Source organism: Frigoribacterium sp. PhB160, assembly GCF_003751785.1.
GTDB lineage: Bacteria > Actinomycetota > Actinomycetes > Actinomycetales > Microbacteriaceae > Frigoribacterium.
On sequence record NZ_RKIE01000001.1, the window covers coordinates 194,301 to 217,533 of the forward strand.

The 23,233-nt window shown below is 70.8% G+C and carries 24 protein-coding genes, 1 tRNA gene and 1 pseudogene; 11 read left to right on the forward strand and 15 right to left on the reverse strand.

The features are described from left to right. Positions 1-47: 47 nt before the first annotated feature. From EDF38_RS00875 to EDF38_RS00890, 4 genes are all read right to left on the reverse strand, one after another. Entirely contained in the window at positions 48-962 is a 915-nt protein-coding gene (locus tag EDF38_RS00875) for an aminotransferase class IV (protein ID WP_233572098.1), read from the reverse strand. A gap of 339 nt (positions 963-1,301) precedes the next feature. Next, complete coding sequence (locus EDF38_RS00880) at positions 1,302-2,318, reverse strand: NAD-dependent epimerase/dehydratase family protein (RefSeq protein WP_123353526.1); 1,017 nt, start codon at positions 2,316-2,318, stop codon at positions 1,302-1,304. 86 nt (positions 2,319-2,404) lie between these two features. Further along, the gene (locus EDF38_RS00885; protein WP_123353527.1) at positions 2,405-3,373 is read right to left on the reverse strand and encodes a metallophosphoesterase; all 969 of its coding nucleotides are present in this window, start codon (positions 3,371-3,373) and stop codon (positions 2,405-2,407) included. A gap of 175 nt (positions 3,374-3,548) precedes the next feature. Continuing rightward, positions 3,549-3,986, reverse strand: coding sequence for a hypothetical protein (locus EDF38_RS00890; protein WP_123353528.1), 438 nt, complete (start codon positions 3,984-3,986; stop codon positions 3,549-3,551). Positions 3,987-4,227: 241 nt separating this feature from the next. Between EDF38_RS00890 and EDF38_RS00895 the strand changes: the two genes are divergently transcribed. Together EDF38_RS00895 and EDF38_RS00900 are read left to right on the forward strand one after the other, a co-directional pair. Then, complete coding sequence (locus tag EDF38_RS00895) at positions 4,228-4,647, forward strand: VOC family protein (RefSeq protein WP_123353529.1); 420 nt, start codon at positions 4,228-4,230, stop codon at positions 4,645-4,647. Between the two features lie 109 nt (positions 4,648-4,756). Next, positions 4,757-5,168: pseudogene (locus EDF38_RS00900) on the forward strand (YchJ family protein). Here the strand turns inward: EDF38_RS00900 and EDF38_RS00905 are convergent. From EDF38_RS00905 to EDF38_RS00920, 4 genes are all read right to left on the reverse strand, one after another. Beyond that, positions 5,144-5,599, reverse strand: a complete 456-nt coding sequence (locus tag EDF38_RS00905) for a hypothetical protein (protein WP_123353530.1) — start codon at positions 5,597-5,599, stop codon at positions 5,144-5,146. The pseudogene EDF38_RS00900 and the gene EDF38_RS00905 overlap by 25 nt on opposite strands. Before the next feature lie 40 nt (positions 5,600-5,639). Continuing rightward, a complete protein-coding gene (locus EDF38_RS00910) occupies positions 5,640-6,152 on the reverse strand; it encodes a GNAT family N-acetyltransferase (RefSeq protein ID WP_123353531.1) in 513 nt (170 codons plus the stop codon). Positions 6,153-6,240: 88 nt separating this feature from the next. Beyond that, complete coding sequence (locus EDF38_RS00915; protein ID WP_233572100.1) at positions 6,241-7,134, reverse strand: DUF429 domain-containing protein; 894 nt, start codon at positions 7,132-7,134, stop codon at positions 6,241-6,243. Then, a complete protein-coding gene (locus tag EDF38_RS00920) occupies positions 7,131-7,841 on the reverse strand; it encodes a response regulator transcription factor (protein WP_123353532.1) in 711 nt (236 codons plus the stop codon). Before EDF38_RS00920 ends, EDF38_RS00915 begins: the two co-directional genes overlap by 4 nt. Positions 7,842-7,955: 114 nt before the next feature. On the opposite strand from EDF38_RS00920, the gene EDF38_RS00925 reads away from it, so the two are divergent. Further along, positions 7,956-8,234 (forward strand): GlsB/YeaQ/YmgE family stress response membrane protein, encoded by a 279-nt coding sequence (locus tag EDF38_RS00925; RefSeq protein WP_123353533.1) that lies wholly within the window; start codon positions 7,956-7,958, stop codon positions 8,232-8,234. Between the two features lie 59 nt (positions 8,235-8,293). On the opposite strand, the gene EDF38_RS00930 is transcribed toward EDF38_RS00925, so the two are convergent. Genes EDF38_RS00930 through EDF38_RS00940 form a run of 3 tightly spaced genes read right to left on the reverse strand, consistent with a single transcriptional unit; the run spans position 8,294 to position 11,184 of the window. Further along, on the reverse strand, positions 8,294-9,157 hold the full coding sequence (locus EDF38_RS00930; protein WP_123353534.1) for a phosphatase PAP2 family protein: 864 nt from the start codon (positions 9,155-9,157) through the stop codon (positions 8,294-8,296). A gap of 10 nt (positions 9,158-9,167) precedes the next feature. Beyond that, positions 9,168-10,589, reverse strand: a complete 1,422-nt coding sequence (locus EDF38_RS00935) for an MFS transporter (RefSeq protein ID WP_233572102.1) — start codon at positions 10,587-10,589, stop codon at positions 9,168-9,170. A 1-nt stretch (position 10,590) separates the two neighbouring features. After that, the gene (locus EDF38_RS00940; RefSeq protein WP_123353535.1) at positions 10,591-11,184 is read right to left on the reverse strand and encodes a helix-turn-helix domain-containing protein; all 594 of its coding nucleotides are present in this window, start codon (positions 11,182-11,184) and stop codon (positions 10,591-10,593) included. Between the two features lie 168 nt (positions 11,185-11,352). Here EDF38_RS00940 and EDF38_RS00945 point away from each other — a divergent pair, with 168 nt between their 5' ends. From EDF38_RS00945 to EDF38_RS00955, 3 genes are all read left to right on the forward strand, one after another. Beyond that, positions 11,353-11,640, forward strand: a complete 288-nt coding sequence (locus tag EDF38_RS00945; RefSeq protein ID WP_123353536.1) for a hypothetical protein — start codon at positions 11,353-11,355, stop codon at positions 11,638-11,640. Positions 11,641-11,822: 182 nt separating this feature from the next. Beyond that, positions 11,823-11,895, forward strand: a tRNA-Arg gene (locus tag EDF38_RS00950). Positions 11,896-11,988: 93 nt separating this feature from the next. Beyond that, the gene (locus EDF38_RS00955; protein ID WP_255409849.1) at positions 11,989-13,863 is read left to right on the forward strand and encodes an ATP-binding protein; all 1,875 of its coding nucleotides are present in this window, start codon (positions 11,989-11,991) and stop codon (positions 13,861-13,863) included. A 9-nt stretch (positions 13,864-13,872) separates the two neighbouring features. Here EDF38_RS00955 and EDF38_RS00960 read toward each other — a convergent pair whose 3' ends face one another. Then, positions 13,873-15,141, reverse strand: a complete 1,269-nt coding sequence (locus EDF38_RS00960) for a site-specific integrase (RefSeq protein ID WP_123353537.1) — start codon at positions 15,139-15,141, stop codon at positions 13,873-13,875. Next, positions 15,141-15,362, reverse strand: coding sequence for a hypothetical protein (locus EDF38_RS00965; RefSeq protein ID WP_123353538.1), 222 nt, complete (start codon positions 15,360-15,362; stop codon positions 15,141-15,143). The genes EDF38_RS00960 and EDF38_RS00965 overlap by 1 nt, the downstream gene beginning before the upstream one ends. A 135-nt stretch (positions 15,363-15,497) precedes the next feature. On the opposite strand from EDF38_RS00965, the gene EDF38_RS00970 reads away from it, so the two are divergent. Next, complete coding sequence (locus EDF38_RS00970; RefSeq protein WP_123353539.1) at positions 15,498-15,944, forward strand: hypothetical protein; 447 nt, start codon at positions 15,498-15,500, stop codon at positions 15,942-15,944. Positions 15,945-15,964: 20 nt separating this feature from the next. Here the strand turns inward: EDF38_RS00970 and EDF38_RS00975 are convergent, their stop codons facing one another. Further along, complete coding sequence (locus tag EDF38_RS00975; protein WP_123353540.1) at positions 15,965-16,237, reverse strand: hypothetical protein; 273 nt, start codon at positions 16,235-16,237, stop codon at positions 15,965-15,967. Positions 16,238-16,727: 490 nt separating this feature from the next. Between EDF38_RS00975 and EDF38_RS00980 the strand changes: the two genes are divergently transcribed. The 4 genes from EDF38_RS00980 to EDF38_RS00995 all read left to right on the forward strand — a co-directional run bounded on the left by EDF38_RS00980 (position 16,728) and on the right by EDF38_RS00995 (position 21,718). Further along, a complete protein-coding gene (locus EDF38_RS00980; protein ID WP_123353541.1) occupies positions 16,728-20,042 on the forward strand; it encodes a hypothetical protein in 3,315 nt (1,104 codons plus the stop codon). A 222-nt stretch (positions 20,043-20,264) separates the two neighbouring features. Beyond that, the gene (locus tag EDF38_RS00985; protein WP_123353542.1) at positions 20,265-20,954 is read left to right on the forward strand and encodes a sigma-70 family RNA polymerase sigma factor; all 690 of its coding nucleotides are present in this window, start codon (positions 20,265-20,267) and stop codon (positions 20,952-20,954) included. A 90-nt stretch (positions 20,955-21,044) separates the two neighbouring features. Further along, positions 21,045-21,263, forward strand: a complete 219-nt coding sequence (locus tag EDF38_RS00990; RefSeq protein WP_123353543.1) for a hypothetical protein — start codon at positions 21,045-21,047, stop codon at positions 21,261-21,263. 212 nt (positions 21,264-21,475) lie between these two features. Then, positions 21,476-21,718, forward strand: a complete 243-nt coding sequence (locus EDF38_RS00995) for a hypothetical protein (RefSeq protein ID WP_123353544.1) — start codon at positions 21,476-21,478, stop codon at positions 21,716-21,718. Between the two features lie 508 nt (positions 21,719-22,226). Here the strand turns inward: EDF38_RS00995 and EDF38_RS01000 are convergent. After that, positions 22,227-22,721 (reverse strand): hypothetical protein, encoded by a 495-nt coding sequence (locus EDF38_RS01000; protein WP_123353545.1) that lies wholly within the window; start codon positions 22,719-22,721, stop codon positions 22,227-22,229. Positions 22,722-23,233 lie beyond the last annotated feature (512 nt).

Here is a 23,233-nt window from a genome sequence, read left to right on the forward strand (position 1 = left end):
AGCTACATGGGTGAACTGTTCGCCTCACGGACAGTCCCGCCCCGGCGTCAGCGGCGGCGAGCCTCGAGTGCCTCGACCAGCTGCGCCGTCAGCGCGGCGTCGACGGGCACGGCCGCGCCGTCGAGCGTCGTGATCGGCGCGATCTGGCGACCGCTCGAGACGAGCCAGAGCGCGTCGGCCGACGACAGCTGCCCGATCGGCACGAGCTCTTCCGACACGGCGTGCCCGAGCTCCGTGAGGATCTCGAAGAGCGCCGCCTGCGTCGTGCCCGGCAGGATGCCCTGGTCGGTGCGCGGCGTCACGAACGCGTCGCCGAGCCGGAGCACGAGCGACGCCGACGGGCCCTCGAGCGCGTAGCCGTCGCTGCTGACGAACACGACGTCGTCGGCCCCGCGTCGCGCCGCCTCGCGCAGCACGGCCTTGTTGACGGCGTACGAGAGGGTCTTCGCGCCCTGGAGCAGCCACGGCGAGGTCTCGGCGACGTCGTGCCGGTAGCCGCGGTCGAGAGTGACCACGGCGATGCCGTCGCGGCGCTCGGCGTCGTGGTCGGGCAGCACCTCGGTGCGCACCCAGGCCGTGGGGCGGCCGTCGCCGCCCTCGATGCCGCGGGTGACGACGAGCTTCTGCAGCAGCGGGGCGTCCGACCCGTGGCGTCGCGCGCCCTCGAGGCAGGCCGACCGGATCACGTCGAGGTCGAGCGCGGGCAGGTCGAGCATCGCGGCCGACCGTGCCAGGCGCCGGAGGTGCGGCTCGAGCGCCTGCACCGCACCGCCCACGACGCCCAGGCCCTCGAAGATCCCGTCCCCGCGGGTGAGGCCGAGGTCGGCGACGTCGATCTGGGGTTCGTCGGCCGGGACGACGCGCCAGCCCGTCTCGCCCGGCGCGAGGGGCGGGTCGTCGAGCGTGACCCGGTCGATCATGACGAGCACGGGCGGCGGGGTGGGGGTGGTCGTGTCGGTCACGGGGTTCCTCGGGGTCGGGCGGCCGGGCGACCGGTCGGCCGCGGGGGATAGCTAGACGAACTCGCTAGGCAAACTAAGCAAAAGAGGGTCTGATCAGGCCATTCTGGGGTACGTGAGCCCTGGCGCCTTCCAGTTCCGAGCGCGTACCGTGGGACACGAGCCAGCCCTTCGAGGCAGGCCGTGGTCTCCCGTGTCGGTGCGGAGCTTCACACGCAGGGGCGCCGCTGCGGGAGACCACCACCGCAGGGTGCCCCACGGTGCGACGACGAGGTCGCCCGTGCGGGCAGTCCGCGCAGGCAGCCCGTGCAGGCGGCCGCCGCCCGAGCCGTGGCCCGCGCCTCAACCCGAGAGCGGGTGCGAGCCGTCGTGCCACGTGCGGGTCGCGATCGCCCGGGCGAACGACGAGAGCGTCTCGTCGGAGGTGTGGCGCGGCGACCAGCCGAGCACGCGCCGCGCCTTCTCCGTCGACATGACGGGGATCTTCGCGGCGATGTCGAGCCAGCCGGGCTCCGTCGGCTGCAGGCGGAGCAGCCACGTCACGAGCGCCGCGGTGCGGAGCACCCGGTACGGGACGGGCAGCACGCGGGTGCCGAAGGCGCGGGCGACGCGGTCGGGGTCGACGACCGGCTCCGCGGCCAGGTTGAACGCGCCTCCGGCCCTCTGGTCGATCGCCCGCCAGAAGGCGTCGGCGACGTCGTCGGCGTGGACGACCTGCGAGACGAAGCGCGGGGCGAGCGGGAGGAACGGCAGGCGGTGTCGCTGCATCCAGCGCGTCGGGACCCAGCGGCCGAGGAAGAGGCCGACGATCTCGCTGGCCGCGGCGGGCTGGAAGACGAGTCCCGGGCGCATGCGGGTGAGCGTGACGTCCGGCCACCGCTCGGCGAACTGGTCGAGCAGGCGCTCGTTCGTCGCCTTCTGCTTCGAGTAGCTCGAGCGGCGGACGCCCTTGGTGCGCCAGGTCTCGTCGACGCGGCGGCCCTTGGGGCCGCGGCTGTAGGCGCCCACCGACGACGCGGTGAGCACGTGCGGCACGCCGGCCCGGACGGAGGCGCGCAGCACGTGCGCCGTGCCCGTCACGTTCGTGCGCCACATCGCGTCGCGGTCGTGGCTCGGCTGCAGGGCCCAGCCGAGGTGCACGACGGCGTCGGCCCCACGGAACGCGTGCGCCAGCTGGTCGACCGCGGCGTCGTCGCCGATGTCGATCGAGTACCACTCCATGCCGCCGTAGGGCGGGGTGGCCGATCGCGGCGACCGGCGCGCGACGCCGACGAGGTCGGTGACGGAGGGCTCGGCCTGGAGCCGGGTCAGGAGGGCCGTGCCCAGGTTGCCCGTGGCTCCGACGACGACCACGCGCATGGGCGTTCTCCTTCTCGCTGCTGGCTGGGTGGTGCTCGTGCTGGTGCTTCGTGCTGACGGTGCTCTGTGCGGCACCTGGGAGGAGCCTACGCCGGGAGGCTGGGGGCTCCGACGGCGGGGCCGGGCGCACCGGCGGCCGCGGCGATCGCGAGCACCTGGTGCTCGTCGAGCGTGAACACCTCGTCGCCGTCGCCCGGCCCGGCGACGCGCACCGGCGTCGAGCGCACGCCGTCGCGCGCCGTGGCGCCCGGGCCGGTGACGGGCAGCAGGTCGACGACGACGAAGCCCGAGCCCCGCACCGCGCGCTCGGTTCCGACGGGGGCGGCGACGTCGGTGTCGTTCGCGACGGCGGGCGCCACGACCACGGGGACGCCCGCCGCCGACCCGACGACGTGGTGGTGGTAGTGCCCGGCCAGGACGACGCGGACGTCGGTGTCGGCGATCGTGGCGGCCAGCGCCTCCGGGGCCTGCAGGGCGAGCGACTCGTGCAGGGTCGTCGGGGCGGGCAGGGGCGGGTGGTGCAGCACGAGCACGGTGCCCTGCTCGGCCGGGGCGGCGAGCAGGTCGCGCAGCCAGGCGAGCTGGGCGGGACGGAGCTCGCCGTAGCCGGCCCGGGGCACCGACGTGTCGAGGGTGACGACGCGCCAGCCGTCGACGACCGTGACGCCGTCGATCGGACCGGCCTCGGCGGGGGCGTCGTCGTCGTCCGCGGCCGTGTTCACGTTCTCGGACGGGGCGTGCCCGTCGCCGAGCTCGGCGGCGAAGCCCGCGCGCAGGTCGTGGTTGCCCGGGGCGAGCACGACGGCGACGCCGCGCGGCCCGGCCCAGGCCGCCAGCCGGTCGCGGAGCAGGGCGTAGGAGGCGCGGCTGCCGTCGTCCGACAGGTCGCCCGACCCCACCAGCAGCCGCACCCCCTCGACGCGCCCGGCCTCGGCGAGCACGAGGTCGAGCGCCTCGGTCGTGTCGACGACGCCCTGGTGCAGGGCGCCGCCCGCGAGCAGGTGGGTGTCGCTGAGGTGGACGACGCGGAGCGCTCCGGGGGGCAGGGGCTGCATGCGGCCGACCCTACCGGCGGCCGCGGGCCGCGGTGCGGTGGTTGCGGCCGCTGCGGGGTGCGGGTGCGGGGTGCGCGGGTCGCGTCATGTTCCGGGCGTCACGTCGCGCCGTGACGCGACGTGACGCGCAGAACGTGACGCCGTGCGCCGTCACGCAGGGGCAGCGGCCCGCGCCTCAGGTCGCGAGGTCGTCGAGCGGCACGAGGCGGGCGTCGAGCCGGGCGCCCAGCGCGGCGAACATCGACGACACGACGGCCCACTGCTCGTGCGAGGGGTTCGTCGGCTCCACGTAGAGGCCGTAGAAGCGGCGGCCGAGGGCGAGCGTCTCGAGCAGCACCGTGCCGGTGTCGTCGATCATCTGCGTGCCGTCGCGGCGGAGGTCGGCCGGCACCACGACGTCGCCGGAGACCGTGCGGAACCCCGCCGCGACCAGCGCGCGGCTCGTCTTCGCGGCCGACAGCCGGGGCAGGTGCGACCCGGCGCGGCGCCGGGCGCGCAGCGAGTCCGACCGGTCGACGACCGGCTCCGCACCGCCGAAACGAGCGCGGACGTGCGCGAACACGAGCTCGGGTTCGCGGACGGGGTGCGCACCCCGGGGGTCGTCGACGGTCATGTCGTCAGCGTGGCAGCCCAGGGTGCTCTCGGGCGACGCCCAGTTCGGGTAACCCTCCGACGGGGGAGGGCGGGTGCCCCGCCCCGTCTCGCCCCGCCCGTCCCGGCCCCGCCTCAGCCCGGCCCGGCCCGGGTCTGGCTCAGCCCGGCCCGGGTGCCCGCCCTTCCCCGCGGGGCGCGTCGCTGCCATGATGCGTGCGAGACGCGGCACCCGCCGCCGCCTCGTCGATCGAGGAGGATCCATGGCCGTCCAGCTCACCGCCTACCTGGCGTTCCGGTCCGAGACCCGTGAGGCGCTCGGGTTCTACGCGGAGGTGCTCGGCGGCACCCCCACCTTCAGCACCTACGGCGAGTTCGGCGTCGGCACGCCGGCCGAGGCCGACAAGGTCATGCACGGCCAGCTCGTCACGCCCGACGGCATCACGCTGATGGCCGCCGACCGCCCCGACGAGGTGCCGCTCGAGAGCGAGAACGCGATCTCCCTGTCGCTGAGCGGCGCGGCCGAGGACGGCGACCGGCTCCGCGCCGCCTTCGACGCCCTCTCCGCCGACGGGCGGGTGCACGAGCCGCTCGCCGCCGCGCCCTGGGGCGACTGGTTCGGCATGACCGACGACCGCTACGGCCTGCACTGGATGGTCAACATCGCCGGCGCGGCCGCCTGAGGCGGGGCGGGGGCGTGGCGGGCGCGCCCCGGCGGCCGACCCGCGCCTCCTGCCCGCCGGAGGCGCGGGTCGGCCGACCCCGCCCGCCCGCTCTGCGACGATGGTCGCCATGACCCCCGTGGACGACGCCGCACGCTGCCCCTGCCTCAGCGGCCTGCCCTGGGGCGAGTGCTGCGGCCCGCTGCTGCGCGGCGAGCACGCGGCACCGACGGCCGAGCGGCTGATGCGCAGCCGGTACTCGGCCTTCGTCGTGCTCGACGCGGCGTACCTGCTCGGCCACCTGGCACCCGTCGACGCGGCCGGCAGGGCTCGAGCTCGACGCGGGGACGAGGTGGTTCCGGCTCGACGTCGTCCGCACCGAGGCGGGCGGGCCGCTCGACGACCGCGGCGTCGTCGAGTTCGAGGCACGGCACCGCGGGCCCGACGGGGCCGAGGTGCTGCACGAGACGAGCCGCTTCGTGCGGGAGCGCGCGGGCGGACCCGAGCGACGCTGGCTCTACGTCGACGGCGTCGTGGCCTGACCCGCGTCGGGCGCCTGCCCTGCCACGGGAGCCGTCCCGGGCGCCGTCCCGGGCCAGCCGCCCTGCGCCATCTGCTCGGTCCACGCGGCCGCGTGCCCGAGTGCCGTCGCCGCCTCGACGAAGGCTGAATGGGCCCGGGCAGCGCCGATCGCGCCGCCCTTGACCGCGGCGAGCCCGAGCTCGCGCGAGATGCGAGCGACGAGGCGGTCGTGGTCGTCGACGAAGTACTGCACGTACAGCACGACGTGGAACCCGCGCCCGGCCAGCCCGCCGACGAGCAGCGAGGCCGCGAGGCTGCCGCGCACCGCCTTGGTCGTGCCGTTCGGCATCGCCTCGAGCCGGTAGCCCTCGTGCACGAGGGCCTGGTCGATCAGTCGGCGGGCGTCGTCGTGCGGGCCCGAGAAGAAGTAGTCGTAGCTGCTGTCAGCCATGCCGCGCCCCCGGTCGTCGTGACGCCCGGCGACGTCGGGCTCACTGTAGCGGCAGGCGCAGCTCGACCTCGCGGGCCGTGCGGTCGAGCACGTAGGGCACCGTGACGCCGGTCGGCTCGAAGCCCCGCTTCCGGTAGAAGGCGATGGCGCGGGGGTTCGCCTCGTGCACGTGCAGGGTGAGCGACGGGCCCTCCGAGCGGGCCCAGTCGACGACGCCGTCCAGCAGCGCGTCGGCGACCCCGGCGCCCGAGCCGCGGTGCGACGGCCGCACGAAGACGCCGACGAGCATCGGGGTCGACGGGGAGTCGAGGTAGCCGCCCATCGTGCCGACCCACTCGCCCGTCTCGTCGTCGACCGCGGCGAGCAGCACGCTGTGCGGCGCCTGCCCGCGGGCCCCGCGCGACCGCCACTCGCCCTCGTCGTGGCCGAGTCCGTCGTCGAGGGTCTCGCCGAACGCGTGCGGGGTGTCGCCGAGGGCGGCGAGCCGCAGGTCGCGGATCTCGCGCCAGTCGTCGGGGGTCGTGCGGCGGATCGTGACGGTGCGGGCGGTCATCGGCCCAGCGTGCCAGACGGGGGAGGCGCGGTGCCAGCGGTCGAGGTCGCCCCGACTCGCGCGGCCCCCGCGCCCACGGCCCCCGCCCTCACGGCAGCGCGACCGGCGGCAGCGCGACCGGCGGCAGCGTGACCGGCGACGGCTCCCGCCGCTGCTCCGGCCGGCACGGCGCGAGGATCGTCGCCCGCCGCCCGAGCTCGTCGGGCTCGGTGCCGTGGCCGAGCACCTGGAGCCGCTCGGGGGCCTGCGCCCGCATCGACGCGGTCCACGCGCAGAGCAGGGCGTCGAGCAGGTCCTCCCGGTGCTTGTAGGCGCGGTCCACGAGAGGCGAGGGCTCGTCGAGGAGGAGACCCGACACGGGGTGCGACCCGAGCCGCAGGCCGAGCCCCGGGGGCGTCGTCGCGGCGGGGCCGCCGGCCGCGCGGTCGAGGCGCACGAGGAGGTCGTCGCAGGCGGCGGCGCGGGACGCACGCCGCGCCTCCGGCGGGAGGGTGAGGTCGGGGCGCTTGTAGCGGGGGCGGCGCTCGTCGTAGCCGAGCTCGGGGGTGCCGACCAGGGTCGTGTACGGGTAGCACTCGAAGTACCCGGCGACCCCGGCGGGCAGCGGTGCGACGCCGTCGTCGAGCACGAGGCCGGCGGCCGCCAGGCGCTCGCCGAGGGTGCGTCCGCCGAGCCACGGAAGGGAGGCGCTGCTCGCGTTGGCCGCGACCTTCCAGCGGCCGTAGGCGCGCGCCACCTCGCGCTCGCTCGCCCGCATGCCCGTCGCGTTCGGCACGAGCACGGGCGCGTCGATCGCGACGACCGAGCCCGGAGTCGTCCAGCGCAGCACCCACTCCGTGACCGCGTCGACCCCGCGCGCCCAGCCCGCGTCGAGCACGGTGCCCTCGGCGTCGACGACCGCGAGGCCGGTCTCGTTGGCGGGCCGCCCCGGCGTCGAGTCGCGCCAGGCCAGGTCGACCCCGACGAAGCGCCTCACGGTCACGGCCCGCCGAGCCAGTGGTCGATGCGGTGGTGGTCGGGCGTGAAGCCGTTCTGCACGCCCCAGAGCACGGCCTGCGTGCGGCTCGTCGCGCCGATGCGGCGGTAGACCGAGCGGATGTACGACTTCACCGTGTTCGGGCTGAGGTATGTCAGGGCGGCCACCTCGGCGTTGCTCTTGCCCTGCGTGATCAGCGCGAGGATCTCGCTCTCGCGGTCGGTGATGCCCTCGCGGCGGCCGGGCCAGTCGAGCCCCGGCGCGCTCGGCATGCGCGGCCGCGTCTCGCTGACGACGAGCTCGCCGCGGTGCACGGCCTCGAGTGCCTCGACCAGGTCGCGACCGCCGAGGGTCTTCGAGAGGTAGCCGTGCACGCCCTGCGCGAGGGCCGCCTCCACGAGCTCGGGGTGGAAGTTCCACGTGTAGACGACGACGCGGCGCGCGGCCGGGTTCGCGACGAGCGCGGCCAGCTCGTGGTGGTCGGACTCGGGCTGCGCGAACGAGTCGTAGAGCACGATGTCGACGCTGTCCGAGAGCGACGTCGTCGCGTCGATCTCGGCGACCGTGACGCGCTCGCGGTACCGGTCGAACATGTGGGCGAGTCCCGTCAGCACGACGTCGTAGTCGTCGACCAGAGCGACGGTGATCGCCCCGGGAGGCGCGGGTCGGCCCTCGGGGGAGGCGTCGGTGGGCGGGGCGGTCGGGTCGGGCATGGCCTGAGCTTCCCACCCCTCGGGGTGTGTCGGCACATCCCCAGGGGTGCTCTGCTGTGCCAGGCGACACCGCGGCACCGCCGGTGCCGGTCGCCCACCCGGAAGGACACCACCATGATCGGTCTCATCATCAGCCTGCTCGTCATCGGCCTCATCGCGGGCTTCGTCGCGAGGGCCGTCGTGCCGGGACGTCAGAGCCTGTCGATCGCCATGACGATCCTGCTCGGCGTCATCGGCTCGTTCGTCGGCGGGCTGCTCGGCTTCCTGCTGTTCCAGCACGACCCGACCGACGGCTTCTTCCAGCCGGCCGGCATCATCGGCTCGATCATCGGCGCCATCGTGGTGCTCGTGATCTGGGTCAGCGTCTCGGGTCGCCGCACGGCTCGTCGCTGACCGACGGGTCCGGCCCGGGCCCTCACGGCCCGGGCCGGCGTCGCGGCCGACCGCGGCGGCTACGCGCGGCGGTCGAGCTTCCAGGCGATCCAGGCGGTGACGAGCACGACGCCCGCGGCGGCCAGCCGCGCGCCCATGAGCATCCCCTCGCCGCCGGACGAGGTCGTGAGGCTCATGTCGCTGCCGATGCCGATGCCCCACACCGCCCCCGAGAGGGCGAGGCAGACGACGAGCGCGAGCCCGATCACGATCGACGTGAGGGCGTGCGCCTTCGGGCCGACGACGTCGGTGCGCCGGGGCTCACGGGCCCAGCGGGCCGCCCCGACGCGGACGAGGCCGAGCCAGAGCAGCGCCACCGCACAGGCGCCGACGACGTCGCTGCAGCGGTGCCAGCCGTAGGCGACGGTCTGCTCGGCGACGACCGCGGCGAAGCCCGTGCCGACGACGAACACGAGGGGTCTCGCGTGACGGCCGAAGGCCGTCATGAGCGCGAGCATGACCGCGACCGCGATGGTCACGTGCCCGCTCGGGAAGCTGTTGGCGTAGACGTCGCCGCTGAGGTCGGGCCGGGGGGCGAACTGCTTCAGCACCTGCGTCGTCAGGGTCGCGCCGACGATGAGCACGCCCGACTGGACGGCCGCGGCAGGTCGTCGACGCACGAGCGCGACCGACATCGTCAGGGCCACGACGAGCAGCACCGCCGAGGGCGAGATGGCGTCGAGGGCGCTGCCCGACTGCAGCAGGGTGTCGTCGCCGACCGAGCGCAGGATGCCGTCCTCGACCGACTGCCCGGCCGTGGTCAGCACCGCCGCGACGTAGACGCCGGCCAGGGCGAGGCCGCTGAGGCTGGACAGCACGACCCACTTGCCCGCCACGCGCCGGCGGACGGCCGGGGTCGCGGAGACGAGGGTCGAGGCAGTCACCTCCCCATGGTCACGCACCCCTCCTGGACGCGTCCTCCCGAGGGCCTGCCGAAGAGCGGAGAACCGGCGGACTCACAGGAGCCGCAGAGGAGGCACCAGGGGTCTCGGCGGCAGGGGCGCGTTCCATGAGCCGCCACGCGCCTCCGGAGAGGGGGGTCAGCGTGACCGCGACGTAGACGACCGCGACCGCGGCGAAGCAGGCCGCGAGGCCCACGAGGTCGGCCGAGACGCCGCCGAGCACCGCCCCGAGCGGGATGCCGGCCCACGCCCCGGCGGTGACGAGGCCGAAGACGCGGGCGCGCATGTGCTCCGGCACGCGCTCGAGCTGCACCGCCCCGAGGATCGGGTTGATCGCCCCCGCGGCGAGCCCCGACAGCGCGGTGGCGGCGACGAGCCAGGGCAGCGGGGCGCCGAGGGCGAAGGCGGCCGACGACGGCCCGCCCGCGAGGGCGAAGCAGATCGCGAAGGTGACGCGGCGGGGCATCCGGTGCGCGACGAAGCCGAAGCCGACGCTGCCGACGAGGGCGCAGCCGCCCATCACCGCGACGAGCAGGCCGAGGTCGGCCGCGCCGCCGAGGCGGTCGGCCGCGTAGAGCGGCAGCAGCGTGGCCGAGCGGGCCGAGTCGAGCAGGTTCGTCACGAGCACCAGGCCGACGAGGAGGCGCATGAGCGGGTCGCGGACGACGAAGCGCGCTCCCTCGCGCAGGTCGGACCACCAGGAGGCGCGGGCCGGCTCCGCGCCGCCGGCGCCGCCCTGGGCTCGTGGCGACCTGCCCGACGCCGGGTCGCGCGGCACCAGCGCCCCCGTCAGCGCCGCCGACACCGCGAACGAGCCGGCGTCGACGAACAGCGTCGCCACGGGGCCGACCGTCGCGACGAGCAGGCCCGCGACGGAGGCGCCGACGAGCTTGGCCAGGCGCTCGCTGCCGTCGAGGAGCCCGACGCTCTGCTCGAGCCGCACCCCGGCCGCCGTGCTGAGGCGCGGCAGCATCACGCGGCGGGCGGTCTGGCCGGGGGTGTCGAGCAGGCCGCCGACGAAGACGAGGGCGAGCAGCGCCCAGAACGGCAGCCCGACGGTCAGCGCGAGGACGGGGAGCGCGAGCACGGTCGCGCCGCTGACGAGGTCGGCGACGACGGCGGCGCGACGGTGGCCGACGCGGTCGACGACGACGCCGCCGAGCGGCCCGCCGATGATCACGGGCGCCGTCGCGAAGGCGGCGGCGACGCCGACCTCCACGCCGGAGCCGCCCGAGCCGAGGACGTAGAAGGGGACGGCGAACGAGGTGACCACGTTGCCGGTCTGGGAGACGGCGTGGGCGGCGAGCAGGGCCGTCAGCGCGGTGCGGGGGCGGGCGGGGGCGGAGGTGGGGTGCGCCTCCGGGAGGACGGGGGCCCCGTCGTGCCGGGGGAGGGCCGGCTCGGGCGTCGTCACCTCAGGCCTCGGGGGAGCGGTACGCCTGGTAGACGAGCGTGACGCGCTCGGCGGGGGTGCGGGTGTCGGGGGCGGCGGTGCGGCCTTCGCCGACCGCGCGCCAGCGCTCGGTCAGGGCCTCGAGCTCGGCGCGCAGCTCGGCCAGCTCGGCCGCGGTGAGGCGCAGGGTGCGGTCGCCGCTGGCGGCTGCGGCGACCCACTCGCGGGGCAGGGCGGGGACCGACTCGAGGTAGCGGTCGTAGTTCGCCGCATAGAGGTGCGCGATGGTCCGCTGCATCGCCGTCGAGGCGGCGGCGGTGGCGGGGTCGTCGAGGGCGTCGGCGGGCTCCCACGTGGTGAGCTCGGACGTGGCGCGCCACCAGCGCTCGCGGCGGTCGGTGCCGGTGCCGGGCGCCTCCTCGATGAGGGCGATGCTCGCGAGCTTGCCGAGGTGGTAGCTGATCGTGCCCGGGGCCTCGTCGACGCGGTCGCCGAGGTGGGCCGCGGTCTGCGGTCCGTGCTGGCGCAGCAGGCCGAGCAGCCGGAGGCGCGTGGGATGCGCGAGGACGCGGAGCGACGCGGCGTCGGTGAGGCGCGTGGCGCGATCGTGGGTCATGCGTCGACCGTAGGTGCACAAGGAGCATTGCGCAAGAGTCGTTGTGGTCTTGGTGGACGTGGCGCTTCAGGCGGGTCTCGCGTCGCGGTCCGGCGGGCATCCTGGGAGGCGCGTCGGCGGGGCGGAGCATCGTGGGGCGACCATGACCCGAGCCACTGGAGGCACGCCATGACCAGCACGAACCAGAACGAGCCGCAGCAGGGCGGCGTCACCGACGAGACCGCCGAGTTCGGCGACCGCGCCCGCGTGCCCGTCGCGGGCAGCACCGAGAACCACGGTGCCGTCGAGCAGCCGGTGTCGCCGGGCACCGACGACGAGCCCGACCACCTCACGGGCCGGGAGGCGACGGGCGACATGCACGACCGCACCGGCACGGTCGACTCAGGCGACGTCGACGAGCTGCTCGGCGAGCGCGAGGACCGCGACGACGACCACGAGGGTCCGCGCGCGCCGTAGGTCTCGTGCTCGGCCGGCTCGTCCAGGGCGACGGTTCGTCATGTGTCGCTACGCGGGGTCTGGGTCGCTCGTGGGCCCCGCCGTGCCACAGGTGACGAGGGCTCGGGCTGCTGTGGGGGCCTCGATTCGCGAGGGCGCGCGTGGTCGTGTACAGTTTCCCTCGGTCATTCGGCCGGAGAAATGCGCCTGTAGCTCAACGGATAGAGCATCTGACTACGGATCAGAAGGTTGGGGGTTCGAGTCCCTCCAGGCGCACAGAACACAAGGAAAGGCCCGGTCTGAGACCGGGCCCTTTGCCTTTTCTGGCCTAACTCGCCCTAAACTTGCCCTAAACGACTCGTCGTGACAATGCCTCGTTTTGTGGCCCAGTCGCGGCGAGCAAAGGTGCTCCTTGGGGGACGCTTGAGACTAGAAGCGGTAGCTGTCAAGAACTTCCGTGGCTACACGGATGAGCAAGAAGTGCTCATCGGGGACCTTACGACCATCGTCGGCCGGAACGACGTGGGCAAGTCGACCATTCTCGAAGCCCTGGCGATCTTCTTCGGCAGTGAGGTCGTCAAAGCCGACGCGGGTGACGTGAACGTCGACTCTGACGCCCAGGAGTTTGAGGTGACCTGCACCTTCAGCGAGTTGCCGGAGAAGATCGTGCTCGATGCCCAAGCGGAGACGTCGCTCAAAGATGAGTTCTTACTGACGGAAACAGGACGCCTTCGTGTCCGCAAGCGATGGACGTGCTCCGGCGCTAAGCCCAAGGAGGAGGTCTTCGTCGTCTGCCATCACCCGGTAGACGACGACCTGAATGACCTACTTCTGCTCGGCAACGCAGCCTTGAAGACACGGCTGGGCAAACATCTGGAGCCAGCTGACTCTGCGGAAGTGAACAAAGCGAGCAACCCGGCGATGCGCAAAGCGCTCTGGGCCTCCGAAGCGGAACTGGTCCTCGAGGAAAGAGATGTTCCCGTAAGTAAAGAGGACTCCAAGCGCATCTGGGAGAGGCTTGCGCCGCTGCTCCCTCACTTTGCGCTCTTCCAGTCGGATCGGTCGAGCCGCGACTCGGACAGCGAAGTTCAAGATCCGATGAAGCTTGCCATCACGGCTGCCCTGGCAGAGAACGACGTCCAGCAGGCCTTGGCCGGCGTCGTCTCGATCGTGAGGGAAAGAGCGACCGAGCTGGCGACGCGGACGCACGCGGCCCTCGAAGAACTAGATCCGGAACTCGCCGATGGTCTGGTCGCCTCGTTCAAGAACGATCCCCGGTGGTCGTCTCTCTTCGGCGTGACGCTCGAGGGTAGGAATGGAATTCCGATCAACAAGCGAGGCAGCGGTGTGCGCCGACTCGTCCTCGTGAGCTTCTTCAAGGCTGAGGCGCAGCGTCAGATCGAGGAGGGGTCGAAGAGGAGCGTGATCTACGCCATCGAAGAGCCCGAGACGTCCCAGCACCCGCGCAATCAGAAGATCCTTCTCGAGTCATTCCAGGAGATGGCCCAAAGTGAGGGTTGTCAGGTACTACTGACCACCCACAGCCCAGGTTTGGCAGGCCACCTCCCGACGGAGAGCCTTCGCTTCGTGGCGAGGAACGAGGACGGCACTCCCCAAGTTCGACCGGCCAACGAGGACACGTGGGACCGAATCGCACAGGAGCTCGGCGTTCTGCCCGATGACCGAGTTCGAGCCCTAGTTTGTGTGGAGGGGCCGAACGATGTCGCTGGGTTGAAGGCTCTAAGTGGTGCGCTCTGCGATGGCGGAGAGTCGCTCATCGACCTACGGACTGACAACCGCTTCGCATTCGTGCTGCTCGGTGGTGGCACACTGCACCAGTGGGTGTCGGAGCGTTATCTCAAGGGCTTCGGGCGCCCTGAGTTCCATCTTTACGACAACGACGTGTCCAGTTACCAGAAGGCGGTCGACCAAGTAAATAGTCGATCAGATGGTTCGTCAGCGCGTCTGACCACGCGCCGGGAATTGGAGAACTACCTGCATCCGGATGCGATCACGTCTGCCCTTGGTGTGACCGTGAGTTTCGGGCCAACCGATGATGTGCCTGCGCTCGTCTCAGCGGCAATGAAGGCCGACCCCAACCTCAAACCAGTCAAGGCGCAAACTGCCAAGCGGTACCTCGCGGAACGGGTGTTTCCCACGATGACCCACAGTTTGCTCATCGAGGCGGGTGGAGCGGACGAGGTGCGCAATTGGATGCAAGCCCTGCAACAGATGGCGAAATGAGCCCGACGCTCACGAAGTGACGCACGGCCGTCGAATCACCTCGGCGCCGGGAGCAAAGGCGTCCAGAGTGGCTCGGACGTCGGCCTTGAGCTCGGCTCGCTCGACGTACGAGGCCTGGGTGATGACCGTGTTGGAGTGACCCAGGATGCTGCTGGCAGCCGCAAGCCCCTCGTGCTTGTCCACCGCCGTCGCGACTGTCTTGCGGAGGTCGTGGAGGACGAAGTACTCGACCCCGGCATCGTCGAGAGCCTTCCTCAGCGCTCGATAGATGTTGCTTCGCGAAAGAGGCTTGCCCGACTTGGTGCAGAAGACGAGGTCACTGTTCGGGTTTCGAGGCGCTTCTGCGAGCCGGGTACGCAGCCATTCCGGCAAGCGGACGGCGCGCATGCTCGACTTCGTCTTCGTCCGTGACTGTCGGTGCAGGCCCGTTCCGTTGTTCTGGTCGTTCCTCACCTCGACGGTCGTTCCGAGCACCCGCAGGGTTGGCTCTTCGCCCTCAAGGTCGAGGTCGATCCAGCGCAGAGCGAGCGCCTCGCCGATGCGGAGTCCTCCGCCGCCCAACATGGTGTCGATGATGAGGTCGACAGGCACGCTTGGGGTCGGGCCGCCGCGTCCGGGCTCGGGTCGCATGTAGCGAGCAACTGCGTTCCGAATGCTTTCAAGCTCAGTGGCACGGAGAGCAGTTGGGGTACTCGTCTTGGGCTTGATGGCGTCTGTGGCGCGGGCCGGGTTGAACGGAACGAACTGCTTCTTGTGCGCGTAGCCGAAGACGTTCATGAGCAGGCTGCGGAGGGAACGGGCCTGTGAGATCTGCCCACGTTCGACGAACTCCTGGAGGAAGTCGTCGAGCTGCACGATGCCGATGTCACGGATGTCCTCGTCACCGAAAGCTGGCTCCAGGTGAAGCCGCAGCAGGTCTCCGTAACGAACCCGGCTCGAGATGGCCAAGCCCTCACCCTGCGACGCCCTTAGCCAGCGGTGGGCCACATACGAGAAGGAGCGGCGGTCACGTGCGCGCTTGGCGTCCTCGGCCGCTCGACTCTCTTCCTCAGCTTGTTCGATGGACTGCTTCGCACGCGCCTCGCTGGCCGCTTTGCGTTCTTCGAACTTGTCTTTCAGTGCCCTCTTGGCATCGGAGGGCGAGGTGCCCTGTGCGGAGACGCGTGTCGTCACGGTCAGGGAGTCTCGTATCGTCGCGGTCGCTGTCCACTTGTTCTTAGCCAGCTCCTCCGTTCGGATGTGACCGTAATGGCCGACTCCGAGCGCCTTCCTGCCCATCAGCGCGTTCCCGAGTTGGTGGCGATGCAGGCGTCGCCATCGGAGCGCCGGTAAAGAACACGGCGTCCTACCGTGAAGCCGACTGGGCCGTATCCAGGCTTGCCCTCGAGTCCCTTGAGCCGCCAAGACCTGACCGTCGAGAGGGTCACGTGGAATTCACGGGCGAGGTCGTCTGCGGTGAGGAGGGTTGTTGGCCGGGGGGCTTCGAGGATGGTGGACATGTCTTCGTTCCTGGTCGAGTTCTGCCGACGGGCGCCGGCTCGCCAGCACCATGCGCGGCAGGTCGCGACTTGTGTTCCATCGGCGCTGCCACGGCTCTCCGGAGCACCAGGCGTCTCGCCGCGCATGACGTGGGCATGCAGAAGTCATTCCTTCATGCCAGTGGTCCTGGCTCCCGTGGTGAGGTTCTTACCGGTACGTCCGAGCAGATCGTCGAGGCGCTCATCGGTCTGCACTTCGGGGAAGGCGTCGACCGGCCGACCGCGATGCGAGCGATCGCCGTCGTGGCAGCGACCGAGTTCCAGGCGGAGTCGATGCAGCGGGCGTCGTGCGCTGGCACGTTCTCGCTCGACGGGTGCACGATGGCAGAGATCGACCGACTCACCAGAGACCGGACCATCCCCGACCGTGACCCGGCCCCGTGGCTCCGCCGCGACGTGCCCCTCGTTCTCGTCCACCCCGGCACCGAAGGGTGGCAGCCTCCCCAAGGAAACGTCATGACTCTCCAGCATCAGACGGCATCTGCTCTCCTGTTGAGCCTTGCCCGAAGTGGCTACCTGCGGGTGGGCGCCATCTCGATCTGAGGTCTGGCGCCCACGGTGGGTCAGGCGCGCGTGCTGGCCTGGCGGCGTCGGGCCGCGCGCTCCGCTCGGGCAGCCTCCTCGCGGTCCTCCCTGCGGTCTGCCCGGATCCGGTTGATGCTCGTCGTTCCGAGCTCGAGGCCGTTGCTGCTGAGGGTGAGCTGCAGGTCAGCAGCCGTGAGGTCGTCGTCGTCGAGGAGCCGAGCGAGGTTCTGGCGCGACACTGGGTCCAGGGTCCTGACGAACTCCTGGAACTTGCCGGCGTAGCGGCGGCGGCGGATGGGCTGTTCGAACATGCTGTTCTCTTCCTACGTGTTGCGCCATCGAGGGGCGCGGATGAGTCTCTTGTGAAGACGAGGGGCTTCTTCTCCCTCACCCCATCAGATGGGTCACGATCCGGCAGAAGTTAAGCCGCCACTCGAGATTCCTTGGCTTGCATGAGATCAGGCCAGCGGTCCAGGGCTGGGGCACGGCTTGGCCAGCACCTGGGGCAGCGTCAAATTCCCGTGAAGTCAGGCCTGTTATCGCTTCTCTTCTCTCCAGACCAGCAGATCTAGAAGCAAGAGCCGCGCTCCGCGCTTCGCGGGTTCCCGCCCGCCTGCCGCTGTTGTTCCGGTCACCTGCCCCAGGCGGTCGACAGTTGGCTACCCCCCCCGTATGCCGTGTTGGGTTCGGCCCCCGAAAGAAAGATGAGTCCGGCGCTTAACTTTCCGTCGTTCGTGCCCCCTTTCCCTTGTGTGCCGCCGAGTGGCGGTGCCCCGGAGACGGGATCACAAGGGATCGACCATGGGGGAAACCACCACCGAGAGCATGGCTCTCAACGAGCAGGACTGGGCAGCGCAGCACGCTGCGATCTGGGGCAGCCACGACTGGCCCACAGGCACGGTCATGAGCATCTGCAGCCAGGCCGTCGACAAGCTCACCGGCGTCAAGGGCGCCTTCCGAGGAATCGCGGCCGTCCCCATCAGTGACGCATCAGCTGCCTGGGACGTCCTGGCGACGGCCGCGAGCATGGGCGACAACGTCTGGGTGGGAGTCGGGGGACTCCGCCCCAGCTTCGGGCCGGGACGGGGCAGGAAGGCCGACGTTGTCGCCTTGCCTGCGTTGTTCGTTGACATCGACTTCAACTCGGGCAGCCACTCCGCCGGCGACAGGAACCCGACGAAGGAACAGGCGCAGCGATGGATCGATGCTGCTCCGCCGGCAACCGTCAAGGTCTTCACCGGAGGCGGCGTCCACCTTTACTTCGTCCTCGACGACCTCCTCGACCCGCACACCCCCGACGGCGCCGCCCTGCTCGAGGCCCACAAGAAGTTCTGGATGCAGCTCGCAGGCGAGGACGTCCTCAACATCGACGCGGGAGTCCTGGCCGATGCCGCCCGCATCCTGCGCCCCGCCGGGACCTGGAACGCGAACCAGGGCCGGCGCACCCGGCTCGAGTTCGCGGACGGCCCCCGCTACTCCACGACCGAGCTTCTGACCCGCTATCCAGAGGCGTCACCGCTGAAACCCCGACGGACGAAGACCCGGGGCACTGAGCCGCTGCCCGCGGCGGCCGGTTCGACTCCCGGGACGTCCGAGCGTGTCGGTGACCGCTTCGCGCTGACCGTGCCAGTGAGCGTCTTCGCCGAAGCGGTCTTCGGTGCCGACGAGCGCCCCCAGAACGGACTGACGTTCCCCGGCCCCGACGGGGATCTCGGGCCGCTGGACTCAGCCCGTATCTACCGGGCCAGGAACGGTGAGCCGGAGCGGCTGACCATCTTCGACACCGCGATCCAGAGCATCTTCGGGCTCAATGGGCAGAATCACTCCTGGTCGTCCTTCGACCTCCTCGCCCACGCCTTCGGCGGCCCCACGGGGTACCGGAGGGCTGCTCGCCTGGTCGCAGACGGCGAACGCGGCGGGACCTGGCCGCTGCCGTTCTTCACCAGCCTGCCCGCCGTGCTCGCCCCTGACGTGCTCCGCGCGTTCGGCATCACGCCAGCGCCGCAGACAGTCTCGCTGGCGCCAGCGCCAGTGACGCCCGTGGCGACCGTCACCGGGCCGCAGGCCGTTGTTCTGGCACCCGTGGGGGCGTGGGCTGACGACGCTGCCGAAGCCGCCGACGAGGCTGCGCTGCTGGACCTCCTCGGCCCGACCTCCACGTCGACCCCGGCCGCGGCGGAGGCGCCTCTGACCATCGCTCGTGCCGTGGCCGACCGTGTACCCGCCCGGTTCGAACTCGAGGACGGACTACGCGCCTACGTCTGGGACGACACCGCCTCAGGGGAGACCCGGCACGGCATCTACAAGACCGTCCGCTTCCAACTGCCCGATCTGACGCACGGGGAACGCCTCGAGCGCATCAGCAGCTGGGTCGCGTTCAAGAGCCGCAAGACCGAGCAGCTCACCGTCGACACACAGGGCCGGAAGGTCATCGCCGCCGAGGCCAAGGTCACCGTCACCCTCGCGAGGTCCGACGGACGGGTGCGCACCCAGGCGGGCTTCACCACTGCGGAAGCGCACTCCGCGAAGACAGTCGTCGACCGCCTCGACGTCGGCGTCAGCCTCCCCATCAGCACCGTCGCCCGCGAGCAAGTCGGCAACGCCCTGCGTGAGCTCGGCACCGACGGTGGCACCGACGTCGTCGAGGCCTACGGCACTCTCGGCTGGCTGAAGCCCGACGGCGGGGGATGGACCTACCTCGCGCCTGCCGGATCGGTCAACGCCCAGGGAACCGTCCCGGGCTTCACCGTCGGCAGCCCACCCCGAAGCGAAGAGGACTCCCTCCTCGAAGCGCAGCTCGCCTACGGCTTCCCCGACCTCCCCTCAGACGCCACCGCCATCCGGACGGCGGCGTCGGCCATCCCGGCGTTCCTCGCCATCACGCCCACGAGCCACGCCGCGTTCGCGATGCTGGGCCTCGCCTTCGCCGCCCCGCTGGCACTCTCCGAGCGGACCAGCGTGTTCCTGGTCAGCCCGCCGGACGCGGGCAAGACGCAGCTGCTGCGCGCCTTCCAGGCGTTCCTTACGGGCAACGCCTACCTCTCCTCGTGGACGGGTTCTTCCCTGCCGAGCGCCACTGCGCTCGGTGCATCCATCACCGCCAAATGGGCGCGTCACGCTGTCAGCATTCACGACGATTTCAGGGTCCCCCAGGACCGCCGCAAGGCCGACGTCGTCAACCTCGCCGTCGCGAACGTCGTCCAGGCCAGCTACGGAGGTGCTGGTTCCGGGGCGAAGTCCACCGTCGACGGCGGACTTAAGACCGCCTCCGAAGCCGAGACTTGCGCCATCATCTCCGGTGAAGCCCTGCCCGGCGGAGGAGTCGGTGTACTCTCCCGCATCCTCGCCATCGACCTCCCACCCGGAGCCGTCGCGATGACGCCCCGAGACGCATCCCCCTTCGACACCTTCCGCGAGGCGCACCCGGCTGCTGCTCAAGCGCTCTACGGCACCTACATCCGCTTCCTCGCCAGCCGCCTCGACACCGCCGGCAGCCTCCGCCAGTTCCGAACCACGAACGAGCGTCTCCGAGCTGAGAACGCACCCAGGGCGGGCCGCTCCGCGAGCAACGCCTCCGTCGTCGGCGCCGGCTGGACGATGCTCCGCCTCTTCGCCGAGACCGCCGGCTTCGCCGACCTCATCCCCACCCAGGAGGACGTCGTCAAGGCGCTCGACGACCTCGCCGGGGCCAACACAGCCCTTGTGCTGGACGCGAACCCCGCGCAGGCCATCGTCAACGCCGCCCGCGACACCATCGCCTCGAAGACCGGTCACATCGCCCTGCACGACGGCAGCATGCCCACCGGGGAGGAAGCGACTCGCCTCGGCTGGCAGTGGACGGCCCGTACGGCGACCGCTGGCGTCTACGAGCCCACCCGTTTCGAGGTCGGCGTGCTCTCTGAGGACCGTCAGTACGTCGTCCTCCGCAACCAGGCCGTCACGGACCTCAAGCGGCGAAACCCCGCCCTGGAAGGCCTGCCGATGGGGCAGCTCAACACCGGCTTCCTCAGCCTCGTCAAGGACGGCACGACCCCGGGAAGCAAGGCCCCCAGGTCCATCGCGGGCGAGACCCGCCCCCGCGGCTACGTCCTGCCCGCCGCCGCCTTCGACCTCTGACACCCAACCTGCCGCATGCCCAACCGGTAGGAGCACCCGCGTCCTACCGATGAAAGGAACACCTCATGACCTGTCACCTCAACTGGGGCCAGCCCAGTCCGAGGCCGCCTCCCGGAACCACTTTTTCCGCCGCATGTCTTCCAGGCGCAGGCCACAAAGCGACCGCCACCCGGCGAATCGTCCGGCCGGTAGAGCGAACGCTCGCCCACCTCAGGACGCATCGTGGCCACCACTTTCCTCTCCACCGCCCGAACCCTCACAAGCCAGCAAGAAATGGACTTGGCCAGGCGCATCGCCGCCGGCTCACGGCAGGCGGCCTTTGAGCTTGCCGGTTCAGTCGGCCCACTCATCCGCTCGCAGGCACGTCGAGTCGCGGCTTCGCACCCGACACTCGATGCCGACGACCTGGATATGCGCGGCTGGCTGGGAGCGGCGAAAGCAGTCGCCCACTTCGCGCCCCAGCAGGACGGCACGAGCGAAGAAGAGGTGCGCCACCCCCAGTTCCCTGCATTCGCCGCGCCCTACGTCCACGCCGAGCTGATGGACGAGGTGCGTCGCTACGCGACCCCCGTCGTCATCCCTGAGCACGTCTTCAAGGCCCGAAAGGGACGCGACGCCGCCTCGGCCGTCATCCTGCCGTGGCTCCGTGCCATCTCGCTCGACGGGGCCAAAAGCACCACGGAGCTTGCCGCTGAGGACCAGGCTCAAGTCATCAGCAGCATCGATGTGCGGCGGGCCATCGGGCAGCTCCCCGACAAGCAGCGCTACGTGATGCTCCGCATCCTGGAAGACGCCCCCGCAACGGACATCGCAGTGGAGTTGGGCGTCGGTACTGCACGCGTCTCCCAGCTCCGCAGTAGCGCCGCGGACTTCCTGCGGGAATCTCTCGCAACATATCGAGCCGCGGCCTAAACATTGTCGCCTCCTTGCCCCATCTACCCATCAGACGCCCCAGTAAGGGGTGCTCGACACCCACCGGCAAAACGCCAGAAAGAGGTAACCATGAACATCACTCGAGCGACCTGCATCTACTGCGACATCCTGCTCGCCACCGTCGAGGCCGACGACGAGCTCGAGGCCGAGGGGCACACCCCACAGCTCGACGGAGCAGCAGGAGACGAGGTCCGTGCAGCAGCCGTCACCATCCGAACCGCTCGGACCTACCTCGCGACGGACCACGAAGGCGCCGACTGCCCCCACCGCGAACTCATCGGCGAATGACGACGCACGCCGAACCGAACCAGTCCCCAAGTCACGCTTCCCGCTCTGGGACCTGGCGTCACAGGGAACTCGTCCTCGCCGCCGCCGCCGCCATCCTCGACCACCGCAGGAGCAGCGACTACGCCTGCCGGTGCAGCACATGCGACGCCATCGTCGCTGCAGCAGACCAGCTGATCTAGACCGCGCAACACCACAACCAACAGGAGAACCACATGCCCACAAAGACCAAGGCCGACATCGAGGCTGAAGCTGCACTGTTCAAGTACGAGCGACAGATCTACCTCCGCCGGAGGCTCGGTGACTACACCTACCCCGGGCTCACCCCCGAGCGGATCGAGGAGCTCCTGGACGCGGCCCACATCGTCCGTCAGCTGAACGCGGAGGACGCCTTCAGAGCTGAGCGCCGAGCGGCTCGGCGGGACCTGGCCCGAGCGCGGGCCGCGATGGCCTCGTAGCCGCTCGGCCAACTGTCGTGAGTCCACCTGGTCGGACACCCTGCGACCCCGGCTCGCAACGACGCCGCCCCATGTCGATTGCCGAAATGATGGGCGGCGTCGTCGCGTCGTTGTACGACTGTGCTGGTGCTTAAGTCGCCCGCCGACGACGCCGTGACGAGAGAGCAGCTGTCACACACGTGGACCGGGCTTCCGGCCCGCGGGAACTCGGCTTACGCACCTTCTGCTTCGCAGCGCGAGGACGACGATCTCCTCGAGTGCTTGCCCAGGATCACGACGTGAACCAGCCGGTTGCGCAACAGCCGAGAAGCACCTTTGTCGGACACTCGTCCATCGCGCGGGAGACCAACCGTCCACCGCCTCCGAGGTGACGCAAACGTCGGAACACACTCTTTCGGCACAGCGCGACTTCGGATGAGCTCGACAGACACGAGAATCGCCCACCGGCTCTGAGGCGCTGGCAGCCCCTTCACTCTGCCTTATGCCCTCCTCAGCTCGCGCGCCTCCGTCAAGAGAGAACAGGCAAGCTGTAGCCGTCCACGGGACGCATCACGAAGCCAGCAGGTAGGCGCCCCCACGTGAGCCACGAGAAGAACACATCCACACACGTCGCGGGGTCCAACAGTACGTTCGGGTCGGCAACCGAGGCGTGCGGCCAGACGTCACCCGCACGCGTCACGACAACCGGTTCGGCACACGGTGCGCCACCCGGGGCGACGATCCCCACGCCACTGTCGAAGCCCACCTCGACAAGTAGTGGAGTGCGGCTGCCGCCCGTGCATTGAGCCCACCGATACGTGTAGCTCATCTTGATGGCGGGTTCCACGATGAGGTAGCCGGCACGCGCTGAACCGACCCGGTCGACGAGTCGACGCACGCCTGGCCATCGCGTAACGCCGTCTGAGGCCGGGAACCGCCATTCGACGTCAGTCTCCGCCGCCTCGCCGACAGCCACAAGCTCGAGGTCGCGGAGATTCGATTGAAGGGTGAGGTGCATCTCCATCCATGCGCGGCTAGTCATCTCCCGATTGGCTTGAAACCAAGTGCTCATCGACGTTCGACGCTGAACTCTAGAAACGTCCCATGGCCTTCAGGGCCCTGAACTCGGAGACGTGGGTCCGTCCCACCGGGCCGCACGGATCTCAGTTCTCCCTCGGCGACCGCCGAATCCAGGCTCGTGAAGCACTGCCGGCGCTTGTGCTTCTGGGCCTGCAGGGGATGGCAGCGGTCGACTTGAGGCGCTCTTTCTCAGGTCCAGTGCCGAGGACGGTGGCTATCCGAGGCATCCGGTGAAACGTCACTCGCCCTCGTCCCGACGACCGGCACGGCTGACGACACGCCAGCCGCAGCGACAACCCCCGTATCGCTGTAGAAGCCGACGCTCGACGAGGGCCGAACGTCGTCGCTGCCGCAGGGCGAGGGATCCAGTGCCCGAGGCGTCCGACACCGAGCTCGAGACGTACTCCGAACGGAGTACGTGTTCCTGGTCTCATGGCACGACGCGGAGGCGAGCCA

What these genes read in the sequence shown, in the direction of transcription:
- EDF38_RS00880 (WP_123353526.1), bottom strand. Translation starts at nt 2,318, where the DNA reads ATGCGCGTGGTCGTCGTCGGAGCCACGGGCAACCTGGGCACGGCCCTC.
- EDF38_RS00885 (WP_123353527.1), bottom strand. Translation starts at nt 3,373, where the DNA reads ATGCAGCCCCTGCCCCCCGGAGCGCTCCGCGTCGTCCACCTCAGCGAC.
- EDF38_RS00890 (WP_123353528.1), bottom strand. Translation starts at nt 3,986, where the DNA reads ATGACCGTCGACGACCCCCGGGGTGCGCACCCCGTCCGCGAACCCGAG.
- EDF38_RS00895 (WP_123353529.1), top strand. Translation starts at nt 4,228, where the DNA reads ATGGCCGTCCAGCTCACCGCCTACCTGGCGTTCCGGTCCGAGACCCGT.
- EDF38_RS00905 (WP_123353530.1), bottom strand. Translation starts at nt 5,599, where the DNA reads ATGGCTGACAGCAGCTACGACTACTTCTTCTCGGGCCCGCACGACGAC.
- EDF38_RS00910 (WP_123353531.1), bottom strand. Translation starts at nt 6,152, where the DNA reads ATGACCGCCCGCACCGTCACGATCCGCCGCACGACCCCCGACGACTGG.
- EDF38_RS00920 (WP_123353532.1), bottom strand. Translation starts at nt 7,841, where the DNA reads ATGCCCGACCCGACCGCCCCGCCCACCGACGCCTCCCCCGAGGGCCGA.
- EDF38_RS00925 (WP_123353533.1), top strand. Translation starts at nt 7,956, where the DNA reads ATGATCGGTCTCATCATCAGCCTGCTCGTCATCGGCCTCATCGCGGGC.
- EDF38_RS00940 (WP_123353535.1), bottom strand. Translation starts at nt 11,184, where the DNA reads ATGACCCACGATCGCGCCACGCGCCTCACCGACGCCGCGTCGCTCCGC.
- EDF38_RS00945 (WP_123353536.1), top strand. Translation starts at nt 11,353, where the DNA reads ATGACCAGCACGAACCAGAACGAGCCGCAGCAGGGCGGCGTCACCGAC.
- EDF38_RS00955 (WP_255409849.1), top strand. Translation starts at nt 11,989, where the DNA reads ATGCCTCGTTTTGTGGCCCAGTCGCGGCGAGCAAAGGTGCTCCTTGGG.
- EDF38_RS00960 (WP_123353537.1), bottom strand. Translation starts at nt 15,141, where the DNA reads ATGGGCAGGAAGGCGCTCGGAGTCGGCCATTACGGTCACATCCGAACG.
- EDF38_RS00965 (WP_123353538.1), bottom strand. Translation starts at nt 15,362, where the DNA reads ATGTCCACCATCCTCGAAGCCCCCCGGCCAACAACCCTCCTCACCGCA.
- EDF38_RS00970 (WP_123353539.1), top strand. Translation starts at nt 15,498, where the DNA reads ATGCAGAAGTCATTCCTTCATGCCAGTGGTCCTGGCTCCCGTGGTGAG.
- EDF38_RS00975 (WP_123353540.1), bottom strand. Translation starts at nt 16,237, where the DNA reads ATGTTCGAACAGCCCATCCGCCGCCGCCGCTACGCCGGCAAGTTCCAG.
- EDF38_RS00980 (WP_123353541.1), top strand. Translation starts at nt 16,728, where the DNA reads ATGGGGGAAACCACCACCGAGAGCATGGCTCTCAACGAGCAGGACTGG.
- EDF38_RS00990 (WP_123353543.1), top strand. Translation starts at nt 21,045, where the DNA reads ATGAACATCACTCGAGCGACCTGCATCTACTGCGACATCCTGCTCGCC.
- EDF38_RS00995 (WP_123353544.1), top strand. Translation starts at nt 21,476, where the DNA reads ATGCCCACAAAGACCAAGGCCGACATCGAGGCTGAAGCTGCACTGTTC.
- EDF38_RS01000 (WP_123353545.1), bottom strand. Translation starts at nt 22,721, where the DNA reads ATGGAGATGCACCTCACCCTTCAATCGAATCTCCGCGACCTCGAGCTT.